Origin of the sequence: Sinorhizobium sp. BG8 (assembly GCF_016864555.1) — a bacterium.
Lineage (GTDB): Bacteria > Pseudomonadota > Alphaproteobacteria > Rhizobiales > Rhizobiaceae > BG8.
The window spans coordinates 1,596,942-1,612,618 of record NZ_CP044011.1 but is presented as its reverse complement, the minus strand read 5'-3'; the positions used below and the strand labels follow the sequence as shown (position 1 = coordinate 1,612,618).

The window sequence follows — 15,677 nt, the reverse complement described above, 5'->3', positions numbered from 1 at the left end:
CCTCTATTCCGCGGCCGCGCGCGGCTCGAAGCCGGGCTCGCGATCGACAATGGGGGTATCTCTCCTGTAGGGCTGGACCAGGCCGATCGCGCCGAGCTCGCGCGCATACTTGTGGCCACTGTGGACCGCATGGGTGATGGCGCCCGGCGCCAGAGCATCCCCGATCGCCGTCACGCTCCGGATGCCCGCGGCTGTGAGATCTGCCCGCCTTGCGGCAAGCGCATCCTGCAGTTCCGTGCGCGGCAGCCGCAAGCCGACAATCAGCAGCGAACGACACTCGACAGTCGTCTCCTCGCCGGTGAAGACATGCGCCAGCGTCGCCTTCTCACCATCGAAGGCGGTGACCATGGCGAGCGTCGTCACCGGTACCTGGCGCCACGCCAGCGCCCGATGTACCAGCGGCAGTTCGTTGGTCATGATCGTCCAGGCGGATGCCTGGCCCGCGGGCGTGACGTAGGAGACCGGCACGCCCTTCGATGCAAGATATTCCGTCAGCACTCCGCCGTAGTAGTAGTTGTCGAAATCGAAGACGAGCGTCGGGCCCTGCGGCAGCCGGCCGGCCGCGATATCGTCAGGCGTGTAGACCTCGGGATGCTCAAGCGTGCCGACCGGGATTTCCATCGACGAATAAAGCATGCGGGTCCATTTCGCGCCGGTGGCGAGAACCACATGGCCGGGCGCGAGATCGACGATCTCGTCCACGCCCAGCTCGCTTTCGAGATACATGGAGACGTTCGTCATCTCGTTCAGGCGTCCGAGGCGGTAGTCCACCACGCGGCCCCAGGTGGCGAGACCGGGCAACCGGGTCTCGAATGCAAGCCTCCCGCCAAACGCCTTGCCGGCGTCGGCAAGCGTGACCTCGTGTCCGCGCCTCCCGAGCGTCAGCGCACATTCGAGACCCGCTGGTCCACCACCGATGACGAGGATTTTCTCTTTCTTCACTGCCGGCTCGACACGCTCGGGATGCCAGCCGCGCCGCCACTCTTCGCCTGCAGTCGGGTTCTGCGTACAGCGGACGGGCACGCCATCGTGCCAGCTCGAGATGCAGATGTTGCAGCCGATACACTCGCGGATCTCCTCCATCCGCCCTTCCCTGATCTTCGCCGGCAGGAAAGGGTCGGCGATCGAGGGACGCGCTCCGCCGATGAAATCGAGAACGCCGCGGCGGATCTGCGAGACCATGGTATCGGGCGAGGTGAAGCGTCCAACGCCGACGACCGGCTTGTTCGTCATCCTCTTTACAAAATCGATGACCGGCTCATGGCTGCCCTCGCCGGTGAAGCGCGAGGCGGAACAGTCTGTCGGGCTCGAATCCATCTTCACGTCGAAGAGGTCGGCATAATCGGAAAGGATCTCGATGAGCTCGTGGGCCTCGGAGGGCTGGTTGCGCCCGGGGCGGCCGCGCAGTTCCTCGAGGCTGACGCGGAGCGCCACGCCGCAATCCTTGCCGACGGCATCGCGGGTGACGTCGAGCAACTCGCGGACGAAACGCACGCGGTTCTCGATCGGGCCGCCGTACTCGTCGGTTCGATGATTGTACTCCGGCAGCAGGAACTCATACCCGAGATAGCCCATGCCGGCATAGACGTAGACGATGTCGAAACCGGCAGTTCTGGCCTTCCGCGCGCCCTCCGCCTGCCACTTCAGCACGGCCTTGATGTCGGCCTTGTCCATGGTTTTTGGGCGAAGATTACCCATGAAGCCGACATGTGTCGCCATCCATGGAATGCCTGACGGCGAAAGCGGCGGCAGCCGGCTGGCGCGGTTCATGACCGAGGCGCCGCCATGCCACAGCTCGACGCCGGCAAGCGAGCCATGGCGATGGACGGCGTCAGTCATCAGTGCATGGGCATGGATGTCATTGGCGTCCCATATGGTCGCAAACGGCAGCGGCGCATCATCCGACGAGGGATCGATCGAGCACGCCCCCGTACAGATCACACCCCAGCCACCCTCCGCCTTCGTCTCGCGAAATGCCGCGCGGACCCTCGGAAGGGCGTTGGTCATGCCGCTGGCGTGCGGCACCTGGTAGAACCGGTTCGGCGCGGTCACCGGGCCAATTTTCACGGGTTCGAAAAGCACGTCATAGCGGCTGTCGCGGGTCATGGCTGAGGTCTCGTTCCCTGCCCGCATCGTTTTCGGCGGGTCGTTTATGAAGGCAGGATAGGCATGAAAAAAATGAAGCGCAAGAGAAATTATAAGATCGTATAATAACGAATTAATCTCTTTATTTTTAATAGGTTGCATCGATAAAGTAAAAGAGATATGCATTTCATCGATGTAAAGCGCATCGCGGTTCCCGCTTGAAATCGGCGGACGCGCGAGCCCGGACAGGCAGGTTGAATGAGAAAGACGAACGGCACGAGACAGGCGCCGCGGTCACGCGCAAGATTTCGCCGCGAGACGCCAGAAGAGCGCCGCCGGCAACTTGGCGAGGCCGCATTGCGTTGCATCGTCAAGCACGGCAATGCCGGCGTCTCCGTTCGCCAGATCGCTGCTGAAGCCGGCGTTACCCAGGGCCTCATCACCCATCACTTCGGCGAGATCAACGAACTCGTCGCCTATGCCTTCGACATCATGTCGGACGGTATTCTCGCCAGCATCATGAAGGCCGTGGACGACGCTCCCGGCGATCCGAAGGCGCGGCTCGAGGCCTTCATCGAGGCGTCGTTCTCGCCGCTCCTCTTCGATCGCGACGTGCTGGGTGTGTGGGTGGTGTTCTGGGGCCTGATCCTGCATTCGCCCCGCATGAGCGTCTCCCAGCAGGGGGAATATTCCGCTTATGTCGCGACAGTGGAAGGGTTGATCGCAAATCTGGCGGAGGCGGAGAATTTTTCCGTCGGCGACATCCGGCTTACGGCGATCGCCTTCACTGCCCTGCTCGACGGCCTCTGGCTGGCGTGGTGCTTGAATCCCGCCGCCTTCCGGCCGGACGAAGGCGTGCAGCTGTGCCGCAACTGGATCGAGGGCCTGAGACGCGGCGCCTACGCCTGAGTTGGCTCGAAAACCTGTCAGTGCGTAGGCGCATCCGCTTTCTCGCTCTCGGCGGCAGCGGCGGGCTCCCCGGCCTCCCGCGAAAGGGAGAGGCCGGCAAGCTTGTGGCCGCGCTCGCGCAGCCACTGGAAGACCACGTAGAGCGCCGGAATGATGAAGATGCCGACCAGGGACGCGGCAAGCATGCCGCCCGCAACGCCGGTACCGACTGCCCGTCGGCTCAGCATGCCGGCACCCTGGGCAATCACCAGCGGCACCAGCCCGATGATGAAGGCGAAGCTCGTCATCATCACCGCGCGGAAACGTGTCCGAGCACCCTCGACGGCGGCATCGACGATGCTTACCCCCTTCTCTCGCTGGAACTTCGCGAACTCGACGATCAGGATAGCGTTCTTGGAGGCAAGCGCGATGAGTACGACGAGGCCGATCTGGGCGTAGATATCGAACGAGAGACCGGCAAGGATGACCGACACCAGCGCACCGGCCACGCCGACCGTCACCGAAAGCAGGACGGGGATGGGTATTGTCCAGCTTTCATAGAGCGCGACGAGGAAGAGGTAGGCAAAGAGGACGGCCAGCGCCAGGATCACGGTCGTCTGGCCCGCGGCCTCCAGTTCCTGAAGCGCGGTACCCGTCCACTCGTAACTGTAGCCGGGCGGAAGCGTCGCCGCCGACAGGGCCGCCATCGCCGCCAGGGCCTGGCCGGAGGAAACGCCCGGCGCGGGCTGGCCATTCAGCGTGATCGAGCGGTAATTGTTGTATCGTACGATCGATTGCGGGCCGACGATGTACTCGATGCGGGCCACGGATGCGACGGGCACCATGCCGCCCGACGAGTTTCGCACGTGAAGGCGCCAAATGTCGTTCACCGAGGCGCGATCGGCCTGGGAAGCCTGCAGCGTGACCTTCCAGCTGCGACCAAACAGGTTGAAGTCATTGACATAGAAGGATCCCAGCGTGCCCTGCAGCGTGGCGAAGAGATCGCTGACCGAGACGCCCAGCGCCTGCAACCGGTCGCGGTCGAGATCGAGGTAGAGCTGAGGAGCGCTCGCCGAGAAGGTGCTGAAGGTGGGGCCGAGCAGCGGATTCTGGTTCGCCGCGATGATGAGCCCCCCTGCCACGGCAGCGAGATCAGCCGACGGGCGCCCCTGAAGGTCCAGCAGCTGGTACTCGAAGCCGGAGCCCGTACCCAGCCCCATGATCGGCGGAAAATTGAAGGCAAAGACCTGCGCCTCGCGAATGGCCGCCCCCTTGGCCATGGTGGTGGCGATCGCCGCATAGACGGACGAGGACCTGTCCTTCCGCTCGGAAAAGGGCTTCAAAGTCACCACTGCGAAGCCGCTGTTCGACTTCGCAAGACCGTCCAGGAAGCTGTAGCCCGTGACGGTGATGACGTTCGCGACCCCCTCGATTTCGGAAAGCATCGATTGCACCCGGCGGACGACCTCATCCGTCCGGTTGACCGACGCGCCTTCGGGCAGGCGCATTTCGACGAAGTAGGCGCCCTGGTCCTCGGCGGGCAGGAACCCCGTTGGCACGATGCGGAACAGCCAGCCGCTCGCGAGGCCGGCAGCGGCCAGCAGCAAGAGGCCGATCACCGCCCGGCGGGCAATGCCACCCGCCACATAGGCATAGCCGTCACGCCCTGCGTCGATGCCACGAGAAATCCAGCCCAGAATTCCTCGCTTGGGGCCGTGGTGCGGCTTCAGGAGAACCGCGCAAAGCGCGGGTGAGAGGGTCAGCGCATTGATGGCGGACAACACCATCGACACGGAAACCGCCACGGCGAACTGCTGAAAGAGCTGGCCGCTCAGGCCCGGAATGAAGGCGACCGGCACGAACACGGACAACAGGACAAGCGTGATCGCGACAATCGCGCCGGTGATTTCCCCCATGGCGAGGCGCGCCGCCTCCGGCGCCTGCATGCCGGGATTTTCCTCCATCACGCGCTCGATGTTTTCCACCACGACGATCGCGTCGTCCACCACGATGCCGATCGCAAGCACCAGAGCCAGCAGCGAGACCGTGTTGAGCGAAAAGCCCATCGCGAGGATCACGGCAAAGGTGCCGATGAGCGCCACCGGAACGGCGATCAGCGGGATCAGCGCCGCGCGCCAGTTTCCGAGGAAGAGGAACACGACGATGATGACGAGCACGAACGCCTCGATAAGCGTGTGAACGACGTTCTCGACGCTTGCCTCCACGAACTGGGAAGTGTCGTAGGAGATGGTGTAGGTCAGTCCCGGCGGGAAGGCCTGGGAAAGGCGGTTCATCGCCTCCTGAACGCCCCTCGCCGCCGCAAGAGCGTTTGCGCCGGGCGCCTGATAGGTACCGATCATCGCGACCGGCTTGCCGTTGAAGCGCGCGGTCGAATCGTAGCTGGCAGCGCCCACCTCGACCTTCGCCACGTCGCGGATGCGCACGAACGAGCCATCCGGATTTGCCCGCAGGACGATGTTTTCGAATTCGGATGGATCGGAGAGCCGGCCCTGGGTCTGGAGGTTCAGCTGGAACAGCGGATCGTCGGTCATCGGCTGGGCGCCGATGCGCCCGATCGCAGCCTGGACGTTCTGCGCCCTCAGCGCGTTGACGACGTCGGTCGGCGTCAGATCGAGGCTGGTGAGCCGATCGACGTTGAGTACGACGCGCATCGAATAGTCCTGAGCGCCGAACAGCGAGGCGTCGCCTACGCCAGGGACGCGCTTGATCGTGTCGAGGACGTTGATGGTCGCGTAGTTCGACAAAAACAGGGAATCGAAATCTTCCTTGTCGCCATGGATGGCGATTACCTGCATCAGGGCGGACGATTTCTTGCGTACGCTGACGCCGCTCTGCTTGACCTCGGTCGGCAGGCCCGCCTCGGCGAGCGACACGCGGTTCTGCACGTTGACGGTCGCGATGTCCGGATCGGTTCCGACCGCGAAGGTGACGGTCAGGCTGTAGGACCCGTCCGCACCGCTGGTCGATTTCATGTAGAGCATGTCGTCGACGCCGACGATCCGGCTCTCGATCGGCTGCGCGACGGTCGCCTCGACCACCTCGGCGCCCGCCCCCGGATAGCTGGCGGTCACGCTGACCTGCGGGGGTACGATATCCGGGAACTGCGCGGTGGGCAGCCTGGTCAGCGCGATCAGGCCGGCAAGGGTCAGGACGATCGAGATGACCGCGGCGAAACGGGGTCTGTCGATGAAGATCTCTGAGATCATGGTCTAGCCGCCCGTCACGGCAGCGGCGTCGACGGTTATGCCCGGTCGCACCTTGCCGACCCCCTCGGTGATGACCTGCTCGCCCTCCTTCAGGCCCTTGGCGATCACCGCCTGCCCTCGCGCGGTACGCGAGACATCGACCCGGCGGAGCTCGACCTTCTTGTCGGCGCCAACCACCATGACGAAGGCGCCCTGCTGGTCGCGCTGTATGGCCTGCTGCGGAATGGCCAGGACCTCCTGCTTGTCGGTCTGTTCGAGCACGACCCGCACCAGCGTGCCATCGAGCAGAATCCCATCAGGATTCGGGAACTCCGCCCGCACGATGACGGTGTCGGTGCCCTGCGACACATCGCTGGCAATGAAGTTGACCATACCCTTCGAGGGATAGGTCGTGCCGTCCGGCAGCACGATGGTCACATTGGCGCCGCCCGAGATCTGGCCGCTGCGGACCTGTTCGCGATAGGTGAGCAGAAGCGAGGTGGCGACGGAAAACTCGACATAGATCGGATCGAGCCGCGTGAGCGTCACGAGGGCGCCGGAATCCGGGCTGACTAGAGCCCCGACATCGACGGTGGAAAGTCCCGTCACACCTTCAAACGGGGCAACGATCCGCGTGTAGGACAGATCGAGATCGGCGCGATCCTTGGTGGCGCGGAGGCGGACGAGATCTGCCTCGGCCTTGTTGACCTGGGCCTTCGCAGCATCGACCTGAGCCTGGGCAATCGTGTTGCTGGCCAGCAGCCTGTTCGCGCGGTCGCGTTCGATGACGGCAAGGTCCCTGGTTGCCTCGGCCGCTTCGATCGATCCCTCGATCTCCTGCACCGAGGCTCGGTACGCGCCATCCTCCACGTCGTAGAGGACCGTCCCGGTGGGGACCTTCTGCCCCTCCTTGAAGTTGACGGTCTCGAGGAAACCCGAAACCCGGGCACGGATCCCGACCTTCTGGATTGCGACGACCCGCCCGGTGAAATCGGCGGTTTCGCGCAGGTCCATGATCTTTGCCGGCGCCACGATGACGGAGGGAGCCTGCTGCGCCTGGGCCTGGGCCCAAGCCGGGCCGGACAAGATCGGGCCCGCACAGAAAAGGAACGCAAGGGCAGCAACCAGAACTTTCGACTTCCCCATGCAACGTCTCCAGACGATACTGCTTGGCTCTGTATTTTCTGTCACTTTTACTGCGGGCGAAGAAATGGAAGCATGCTCATTCCGATGCTTCCCGAGATCATGTCAGCGTATGGCGCTGTTATTCTGTTTGCAATAGGGGCAGGACGATGCGTTGGTTCGGGCAACACCGCCAGATGCTCGCATGCCCTATCCCTGCAACCGGCGCAGCAGCAGGCCCAGACGCTCCTCCGACGGGCAATCCTCATCGTTTCTTGCCGGACGATTTGGAATCCCTCCCCCGCCGCGCTTCCTGACCTCGCTCGGGCTGTAGCCGAATGCCCGCTTGAAGGCGCGGCTGAATTCCGCGCCATCGCTGAAGCCGCGCTGCTCGGCGATCTCGAAGATGAGACGGCGATCGTTGGGATCCGACAGCGCCGAATAGGCACTGATCAGCCTGCGATGCTGGATGTAGTGCATGACCCCGCCGAAGGGCTCGAACAGGTTGTAGAGCCTCGTGCGCGAAATACCCAGTTCGCGCCGCACCGACTCGCATTCGAGCTTCGGATCGAGCAGCCTGCTCTGGACGAACTGGCGCGCGCGTTCCAGAAGAATTGTCGCGATCGGCCCCTCGGCCGCCTCGATGTGATCGGCGGACGGAGACACGCATGCAAGGATCATCGCACGCGTGGCCGCCGCGAGACCTGGCAGATCCGCCATCGTCAGCGTTGGCAGACGGTTGGCGACACCAATCAGATAGTCCGAGAACAACCGCCCCATGCCGGTCGCAAGCGTGGAGAACTCCGCCGCAGAAAGGGTTGCTGCCGTTTCGGTGGAAAAATCGCGCGGCACGAACAGCATGAGCATTTCGCTTCTGGACGTCTCGCCGGAAAAATCCCGGCCGAGCGAGTGCACCTGAACATCGCCTGCGGCCGCCTTGAACGCGTTTCTCGGGGTCTCGGTGCGGATCGTTCCGGTCTGCAGCAGGGTCAGCACCCAGTGGTCGACAGGCTCCCGGCGCACATGTCCGGGCAGGCTGGCAAACGCCAGGCGATCCGTTTTGATCTGCGCAAAGATGAGGCTGCCGAGATCCCAGAGTTTTTGCCTCCCGCGGAAATCGGTCGCCGTATCGTCGAACGGTGTCAGTTCGAGCATGGGGGCGAAACTATTGCGCCATGCGTCGAACTGGTCCGATCGCGGCAACCCCTCCGTCGAGAATTCGAAGGACGGCAAAGGCGGTGCCTTGTCCATAGAGGGTTCCGGATCCGCCAGATGGCGGTCCAAAACGGGAAATGTCTCGTAGTTCAGACTGCCGTCGAGTCCCGCAGCCTTACTCATGGCCTGATTGGTTCTCATCACATCGCCTCCAGTCGGGTGATGGCTGTGCCCGATCCGTCAGAGAGTGCCGGAATGTTCTTGTTTACGGTTTGTGAATCGACTCCTGACAGCGCGTCGAGAGCTTCCCCTTTCTCCCACGGCACGGCCTTCTCACGGCCCTGCATGGTGGACAAGACCGGCGCCATCGTCAAGGTTACGTTGTCCTGCGCCATCGAGGATTCCACCCTGAGTAAGCCTTGAGCGTGGAATTCCGAGCGCTCTCGCGGAGGGGAACTGTTGGGAAATTTGACATTTGTCAAAAGAAGGGATCGCGATTCCAGACTGCAAAACACCAATGTATTCAGATCTTCAGTCGATAAAACCGCAAACTTCATTCGTACTTTTCCTGTCAAGGCAAATACTGGATAATGCTTACGCCAGAATGATCCTAAATGGATACTTTAAAGAATCCAATCGCCAGGCGCTTCATTCGAACATTTCTAAATGTTTCTCTTTTCTGCTTCAGAACTGCTTTAGAAAATGGCAGCGCGTTGTCTCCAATAACCATTTTCCACGAAAACAAGACTAACCGTTTAGATCCTCTTTCTCAACCCCTAGATGCACCTAATTTCAAACTATGCTAATCTACTTCTGGACACGCGAACGGGCCGCAACGGCGCGAGGTCGCGTTGCAGCATGCCATGCGCGCGTCTGCTTCAGCTGTCCGGATCAAGCTTGGAGCCGCCGGAAAGCAGGACTGCGATCCACCGGGAAGACGGTACGCCCGCACAATAAACGATGAACGCGATCAGGATCGGCACGCCGATGAAAGCGCCCGAAATGCCCCACATGAAGCTCCAGAAGAACACGGCGAATATGACGGCGAAGGGCGATATCGCCAGCGAAGCTCCGGTGAGCCGCGGCTCCAGATAGCTCCCGATGATGAACTGGATGACGTTGAGGCTCAGGAAGACCACGGCCGCCATTTGCCACGAGTCGAACTGGGCGATGGCGAAGAGCGTGGGAAGCGCGGTCGCGACGAAGGGGCCGAGAAAGGGAATGTAGTTGAGCGCAAACGCGATCGCTCCCCATGCGCCTGCAAGTTCCAGCCCCGCGACCAGCGCGAAGATCCAGACCACGATGCCGGTGAGAATGCTGGCGAAGGTGCGGACGACCATGAACCGCCTGAGCTTGGCGCCAACGATGCGATTTGCGGTCAGGATGCGCTCGCCGTAGGGCTGGGCAGCCGGCACGCGAAGGCGCCTGTTGAAGTCCTCGACCTCGAGCAGGCCAAGCATGACAAAGATGAAAACGAGCAGCGCGAAACCGGCGAAGCTGTTCACCCGCCCGGCCATGCTCTGGACGAAGCCCACCAGCCAGGTGACGTCGAAGCGGTCCGCAAGCGGCCCTGCGATGGCAATTCCATGCTCTTCCAGCCAGTCCGTCCAGTCGACGTAGATCGCCTGGAAGCGGTCGGCGTTCAGAAACAGCCAATGGCCGAGCTTTCCGAACCCCCAGGCCACCGATGAGCCGATGGCGATGATGACGGACATGGTGACGACGAGCGTGACAAGGAGTGCCAGAAGCCTCGGCAATCGACGTTCCAGTATGGCCTGGCAAGGCCAGACCAGCGCGATGACCATGAGGGAGAAGATCAGCGGCGCGAAGATCGACTGCGCGACGTAGAAAAGGGCGAGCACAAGGATGCCTGCTACCAATGAAACACCCATTCGACCGCCGCCCGTCCCCGTCATGCTCACCGCTGCAATTGCTTTCAAGTTCACCTGAAATCCCTGGGCATTGTGCCAGACTTCTGCCGCCGGGGCAGAGGCTTTTTCCCTGACCCGGCCGTCCAGCACTTGCGCAAGCGGAAAGGGCCGCGACCCATTCCGCTCGGAAGACGCATCGGGAGATCGGGCTATCCGGCCGCAGTTGCCTTCTGCAATGCGTCGCGAAGGACCTGCTCCTTGGTCTCGTCGAGAGAGGTCCTCAGGACCACGCCGCCATAGCCGGAGATTTCCTTGAGCACCTTGTCTGCGGTCATTTCCTTGACGAGGACGAACAGGGCAGCATTGCCAGGCTGCAGGTTTCCGGCGAGATCCTTCATGAAGTCATCGTTGATCCCGACATCGGTCAGGGCGCCGCCGAGCGCCCCGGAGGCGGCACCGACGGCGACGCCGAGCAGCGGATTGAGGAACAGGACGCCGACCAGAAGCCCCCAGAAGCTGCCCGAGGCAGCGCCGGCGACGGTCGTGTTGACGAGCTGGTTCAGCTTCACCTTTCCGTCTTCCGACTTCGTGGCGATCACGGCATCACCGACCTTGATCAGATACTCCTTCTGAAGTTCGAACAGGCGCTTGCGCACCTCTTCGGCTTTTTCTTCGGTCGGATAGACGATTGCAATCAGATCAGACATGACACCTCCGAGGGACAAAGCATTCAATGCGTAGAACGTTGAAACCAGATCATATCGAGGAATGCAGCGAAGGAACTAGCATGCAGTCCCGGGGCTTTGCATTGCGTCTCTTTCTTGCTGCCGCGAGCGCGACACGACCTCCGAGCCACCGCTTAGCCGCCGGCCGCGACGGGCTCCGGTACCGCCGCATCGACCTTGGCCGGTTCGGGCTCCGCAGGGATGCGGAACCAGAGGACATAAAGCACCGGCAGGAAGACGAGCGTCAGTGCCGCGGCAACGACCAGGCCTCCGATGACGGTGAATGCGAGGGGCGACCAGAACGGGTCGCGGATGATCGGAAGCATCCCGAGGACCGTCGAACCAGCCGTCAGGAACACCGGCCTCAGGCGCTGGGCCGTGACATCGATGACCCCCTGCCATGACTTGCCCTTCTCCTCCATCCTCTGATCGATCTGGTCGATGAGCACCACGGAGTTTCGGGTGATCATGCCGATGAGTGCGATCATGCCGAGAACCGCGATGAAGCCGACGGGCGTGTTTGTAATCAGCATGATCAGAACGACGCCGATCAGCCCCAGCGGCACGACGCTGACGACGAGCAACAGACGCTGCACGCTCTGCAGCTGGAACATCAGCACGATAAGGATGATGATCGCCATGACCGGAAGCATCTCGACCACCGAGGCCAACCCCTCCTCAGCTCCCTCGACCGCACCTCCGACCTCAATCTGGTAATTCGGGTTGGCGCGGCGGAGCTCTTCGATCTTGCCGGACGCGGCGTCGACGACACCGGCGGCCATCACGCCTTCCGCCGTGTCCGCCTGGACGGTTATGGTCGTGGATCGCTCATGCCGCCAGATGAGAGGTTGGGTCACCTGGTACTCAATCGACGCAATGCTGGAGAGCGGTACCGTGTGGTTGGGTCCGACGGGGATCTGCAGCGAGCGCAGCGTACTGATGTCGACGCGTTCCTCGCCCGTCGCCCTTGCCACGACATTGACGAGATAGATCGAATCCCTGACCTGCGTGATCGGGATGCCGGACGCGGTGGCAAATAGCGTCTGGGCAATGACCGACGAATTGAGGCCGACTAGCCGGGCGCGATCCTGGTCGACATTGATCACGACCTTGCGGATAGGCTCGTTCCAGTCGAGGTTGGGCTCGACCACTCCGGGCATCTTGCTGAGGGCGTCGGCGACCTGCCAGGCAACCGCCCGGACACCCGGAATGTCGGGTCCGCTCACTCGATACTGCACGGGCCAGCCGACCGGCGGCCCCATTTCGAGCGGCGAGACCCTAACAACGATGTCGGGCAACCGTTCATTCAGAGCTTGCTGGAGGCGCTTCTGCAATGCGTCACGGGCGCCGACACTCTTGGCGATCACGATGGCCTGCGCGCGGGAAGGCGCCGGCGGCTGAAGATCCATGGACAGATAGAACCGGATCGGATCCGAACCGATGTAGAAGCTCCAGTCCGCCACGTCCTCGTCGGCGGCAAGTATCTCTTCCGCCTTGGCAACCTCCGCGGCGGTCGCCTCCTGCGACACGCTTTGTGGCAGGGTAAGCTGCAGGATCAGTTCCGGCCTGTCGGATGGTGGGAAGAACTGTCGCTTCATCAGCGACGAACCGAGAAGTGCCAAGACAAAAACGCCGGCGGTGGCAAGGATGACGACGAGGCGCATGTGCATGCATGTGCGCAGGAAGTTCTTGAAACCGCGGATCAGCGCTCCGTCCTGCTTTGTGCCACCCCCGGTCCCGGACTTGAGAACGGCAAGGCCGACGACGGGCGTGAGCAGCACGGCGACCAGCCACGAGACGATGAGCGCGAAGCCGATCACCAGAAACAGCGAACGCGCATATTCGCCCGAGGACGAGCTTGCGAAGCCGACCGGAATGAAGCCGGCGATCGTGACCAGCGTGCCCGCGAGCATGGGAAATGCCGTCGATGTATAGGCATGTGCTGCCGCCTTGACGCGCTCGTAGCCCTGTTCGAGTTTCGCCATCATGGTTTCGACCGTCACCATCGTGTCGTCGATCATCAGCGTCAGCGCTATGATCAGCGCGCCGAGCGAAACGCGCTGCAAGGCGATGCCGGTGATGTCCATGAACAGGAAGGTCAGCGCCAGGACGAGCGGGATGGACACGGCGACGGCGAGCCCGGCGCGTAGCCCAAGCGCCAGGAAGCTCACGCCGAGAACGATGACGACTGCCTGCCCCAGCGACGTCGTGAAGCTGCGGATCGCCGTCTTGACGACGGTTGGCTGGCTCGCGACGTGCGTCAGGTTGATGCCGATCGGCAGATCGTTCTCCAGCTTCAGCATTGTCGCGTCGATATTCTGACCGAGCTGCAGGATGTCGCCACCCGAGGCCATGGAGATAGCGATGCCGATGGCCGGCTTGCCCTTGACGCGGAAGCGCGGCTGGGGCGGATCGACCGTCCCGCGCACGACGCTCGCGATATCCCCGAGGCGCACGAAGCCCGCGGTCGTCGGAATGTTCAGGGCGCGAATGGTGTTCTCGTCGCTGAGACTGCCGGAAACCTGGAGGATCGTCCGATCCTGCCCGGATGTGATGAGGCCGGCAGGCAGGACGGCGTTCTGCGCCTGGATCGTGGAGATCACCGTCGAGGCGCTGAGACCGAGGCTCGCCAGCCGCTCGGTCGAGAACTCGATGTAGATCGTCTCGTCCTGGGTCCCCAGCAGCTGAACCTTGCCGATATTCTCGAGCTTCAGCAGGCGGTTGCGCGCCTCGTATGCCCAGTCACGGACTTCCCGGTCGCTGAAGCCGTCGGACGTGAAGGCGTAGATGATGCCGAACGTGTCGCCGAAGTCGTCGTTGAAGAACGGGCCGCGCACGCCGGCGGGCAGCGTCGACACCATGTCGCCGACCTTCTTGCGAGCCTGGTACCAGGATTCCCCCACCAGATCAGGCGGCGTCGCATCGTCCAGCGTCACGTAGATGACGGACTGCCCGGCGGAGGTGAGGCTGCGCAGGTTGTCGAGATGCGGGACCTCCTCGAGCGTACGTTCGAGACGGTCGGTGATCTGGTCCACCGTCTGCTCGATCGTGCCGCCCGGCCAGGCGGCGGAAACGACCATCGTCTTGAAGGTGAACTCCGGATCCTCGTCCCGCCCGAGATTGATGTAGGCGATGATCCCGGCGACAGCGCTGAGCAGCACGAGGAAGATCACCAGGCTCTGTCGCTGGATCGCCCACTCCGATAGATTGAAGCCGCCCTTCATTCTGAGCTTCCTTCAAGCAAGCGGACCGCCATGCCCGGGCGAAGCTGCTGGACGCCGGCGACGACGACGTTGTCTCCACTCGCCAGCCCCTTGGTGACGAGGAAATCGCTCGTGTCGAAGCGGTGAACCTCCACCGGCACCAGCTTGGTGGTGCTATCGGCTGAATCGACGATCCAGACTGCCGACTGGTTGCCCTGGCTGAACAATGCGGTGATGGGCAACCGGGCTGCCGGTGCGCCCGCAAGCCGGATCGTGCCGCGCACGGCACTTCCGAAGCGGAAATCGTCCGGCGCGGAATCCAGCCCGACGCGGACCGTGAAATTGCGGGTGACCGGATCCGCCGTCGGCGAAATCTCGCGGACCGTTCCCGTCGCCTTGGCATTCGGGTTGCTGAGCAGCTGCACGTCGACGCGGGCGTTGCCGCCGGTGGTCTGGATCGTGGCTTCGGGAACCTGGAACACGGCGTCGCGGTCACCAAGCTGGGCGACGCGCACGACCATCTGGCCACCACCGACGACTTGCCCGACCTCGCCGCCGACCGCGGTGACGACGCCTGCCGCATTTGCCTTGAGCACCCTGTTGTCGACATTGGTCTGGGCGATCCGCAGCCCGGCTTGGGCGGCATCCACGCCGGCCTGTGCCGTGCTTGCCTGCGCGATCGCGCTCTCGAGAGCCTGGCGCGTCGAGGTTCGCGGATAGAGCTGCTGTTGACGGGCCCGTTCGGTCTCGGCGTTCTGGAGCTGCGCCTGGGCGGCGAAGAGATTTGCTTCCGCCTTGCGCAGCGCGTCCTGTGCATCCTCTTCGTCGAGACGGGCGAGAACGGTCCCCGGCTCTACGATGTCGCCGACTTCGACGTCGCGCTCGCGGATCTCACCGCCCTGGCGAAAACCGAAGTTGGTCTCGGTGCGCGGCCGGATCTCTCCGACGAGCGATCCGAACGTATCTTCCGGATTGAACGAAACGGCGATCGTCTTGACCGGTCTCGGCGGCAGCTCCGCGACCTCGTCCTCCCCCTGGCAACCGACAAGGAGAAATGCGGCCAGAACCGCGCCCGACGCGCCGATGATGGCGCTGGATCTCGATGCAGCAAGGCGTAGGTTCATGGGTGGCTTCCCCGAATAGTTTCCCGGCGCGACGGCTCACTGCCACGCGTTGATCGTTGAAGAAACCTGTCGGACTGAACAGGCTCGGTGGGTCTGTGGCGAGAGGGCGCATCGTGGAAAGGCATCCACGGGCCGAACGGCGAGGCGTCCGCGACGCAGGTGCAAGGCAACGGGAGGATTTTGACCGCCGATCATCGATCCGACTGTCATGATGGCCAACGCGAACAACAAAAGCCCTGAACCGGCCAAGTCACAATGCTCCCCTACACGCCTGCATCCGTCTCGCGCGCCATCTCCC

Annotated in this window: 10 protein-coding genes; 1 reads left to right on the top strand and 9 read right to left on the bottom strand. The window is 62.9% G+C overall.

The window, feature by feature from the left end; genetic code table 11:
• Window positions 1-3: 3 nt before the first annotated feature.
• Window positions 4-2,106, bottom strand: coding sequence for an FAD-dependent oxidoreductase (locus F3Y30_RS07435; RefSeq protein WP_203425836.1), 2,103 nt, complete (start codon window positions 2,104-2,106; stop codon window positions 4-6).
• Between the two features lie 237 nt (window positions 2,107-2,343).
• Between F3Y30_RS07435 and F3Y30_RS07430 the strand changes: the two genes are divergently transcribed.
• Complete coding sequence (locus tag F3Y30_RS07430; protein WP_203425835.1) at window positions 2,344-2,994, top strand: TetR family transcriptional regulator C-terminal domain-containing protein; 651 nt, start codon at window positions 2,344-2,346, stop codon at window positions 2,992-2,994.
• A 17-nt stretch (window positions 2,995-3,011) separates the two neighbouring features.
• On the opposite strand, the gene F3Y30_RS07425 is transcribed toward F3Y30_RS07430, so the two are convergent.
• From F3Y30_RS07425 to F3Y30_RS07390, 8 genes are all read right to left on the bottom strand, one after another.
• Window positions 3,012-6,200 carry a multidrug efflux RND transporter permease subunit gene (locus tag F3Y30_RS07425; RefSeq protein WP_203425834.1) on the bottom strand — a complete coding sequence of 1,063 codons (3,189 nt, stop codon included), beginning with the start codon at window positions 6,198-6,200 and terminating at the stop codon, window positions 3,012-3,014.
• A gap of 3 nt (window positions 6,201-6,203) precedes the next feature.
• Window positions 6,204-7,325: an efflux RND transporter periplasmic adaptor subunit gene (locus F3Y30_RS07420; RefSeq protein WP_203425833.1), complete on the bottom strand. Its 1,122-nt coding sequence runs from the start codon at window positions 7,323-7,325 to the stop codon at window positions 6,204-6,206.
• 186 nt (window positions 7,326-7,511) lie between these two features.
• Window positions 7,512-8,657: a helix-turn-helix domain-containing protein gene (locus F3Y30_RS07415; protein ID WP_203425832.1), complete on the bottom strand. Its 1,146-nt coding sequence runs from the start codon at window positions 8,655-8,657 to the stop codon at window positions 7,512-7,514.
• Window positions 8,657-9,013, bottom strand: a complete 357-nt coding sequence (locus F3Y30_RS07410) for a hypothetical protein (RefSeq protein WP_203425831.1) — start codon at window positions 9,011-9,013, stop codon at window positions 8,657-8,659. Before F3Y30_RS07410 ends, F3Y30_RS07415 begins: the two co-directional genes overlap by 1 nt.
• A gap of 321 nt (window positions 9,014-9,334) precedes the next feature.
• Window positions 9,335-10,372 (bottom strand): AI-2E family transporter, encoded by a 1,038-nt coding sequence (locus F3Y30_RS07405; protein WP_203426516.1) that lies wholly within the window; start codon window positions 10,370-10,372, stop codon window positions 9,335-9,337.
• Between the two features lie 164 nt (window positions 10,373-10,536).
• Window positions 10,537-11,034 carry a DUF1269 domain-containing protein gene (locus F3Y30_RS07400; protein WP_203425830.1) on the bottom strand — a complete coding sequence of 166 codons (498 nt, stop codon included), beginning with the start codon at window positions 11,032-11,034 and terminating at the stop codon, window positions 10,537-10,539.
• A gap of 152 nt (window positions 11,035-11,186) precedes the next feature.
• On the bottom strand, window positions 11,187-14,276 hold the full coding sequence (locus F3Y30_RS07395) for an efflux RND transporter permease subunit (RefSeq protein WP_203425829.1): 3,090 nt from the start codon (window positions 14,274-14,276) through the stop codon (window positions 11,187-11,189).
• On the bottom strand, window positions 14,273-15,379 hold the full coding sequence (locus F3Y30_RS07390; protein WP_203425828.1) for an efflux RND transporter periplasmic adaptor subunit: 1,107 nt from the start codon (window positions 15,377-15,379) through the stop codon (window positions 14,273-14,275). The genes F3Y30_RS07395 and F3Y30_RS07390 overlap by 4 nt, the downstream gene beginning before the upstream one ends.
• Window positions 15,380-15,677: the final 298 nt, after the last annotated feature.

What these genes read in the sequence shown, in the direction of transcription:
- F3Y30_RS07435 (WP_203425836.1), bottom strand. Translation starts at nt 2,106, where the DNA reads ATGACCCGCGACAGCCGCTATGACGTGCTTTTCGAACCCGTGAAAATT.
- F3Y30_RS07430 (WP_203425835.1), top strand. Translation starts at nt 2,344, where the DNA reads ATGAGAAAGACGAACGGCACGAGACAGGCGCCGCGGTCACGCGCAAGA.
- F3Y30_RS07425 (WP_203425834.1), bottom strand. Translation starts at nt 6,200, where the DNA reads ATGATCTCAGAGATCTTCATCGACAGACCCCGTTTCGCCGCGGTCATC.
- F3Y30_RS07420 (WP_203425833.1), bottom strand. Translation starts at nt 7,325, where the DNA reads ATGGGGAAGTCGAAAGTTCTGGTTGCTGCCCTTGCGTTCCTTTTCTGT.
- F3Y30_RS07415 (WP_203425832.1), bottom strand. Translation starts at nt 8,657, where the DNA reads ATGAGAACCAATCAGGCCATGAGTAAGGCTGCGGGACTCGACGGCAGT.
- F3Y30_RS07410 (WP_203425831.1), bottom strand. Translation starts at nt 9,013, where the DNA reads ATGAAGTTTGCGGTTTTATCGACTGAAGATCTGAATACATTGGTGTTT.
- F3Y30_RS07405 (WP_203426516.1), bottom strand. Translation starts at nt 10,372, where the DNA reads ATGACGGGGACGGGCGGCGGTCGAATGGGTGTTTCATTGGTAGCAGGC.
- F3Y30_RS07400 (WP_203425830.1), bottom strand. Translation starts at nt 11,034, where the DNA reads ATGTCTGATCTGATTGCAATCGTCTATCCGACCGAAGAAAAAGCCGAA.
- F3Y30_RS07395 (WP_203425829.1), bottom strand. Translation starts at nt 14,276, where the DNA reads ATGAAGGGCGGCTTCAATCTATCGGAGTGGGCGATCCAGCGACAGAGC.
- F3Y30_RS07390 (WP_203425828.1), bottom strand. Translation starts at nt 15,379, where the DNA reads ATGAACCTACGCCTTGCTGCATCGAGATCCAGCGCCATCATCGGCGCG.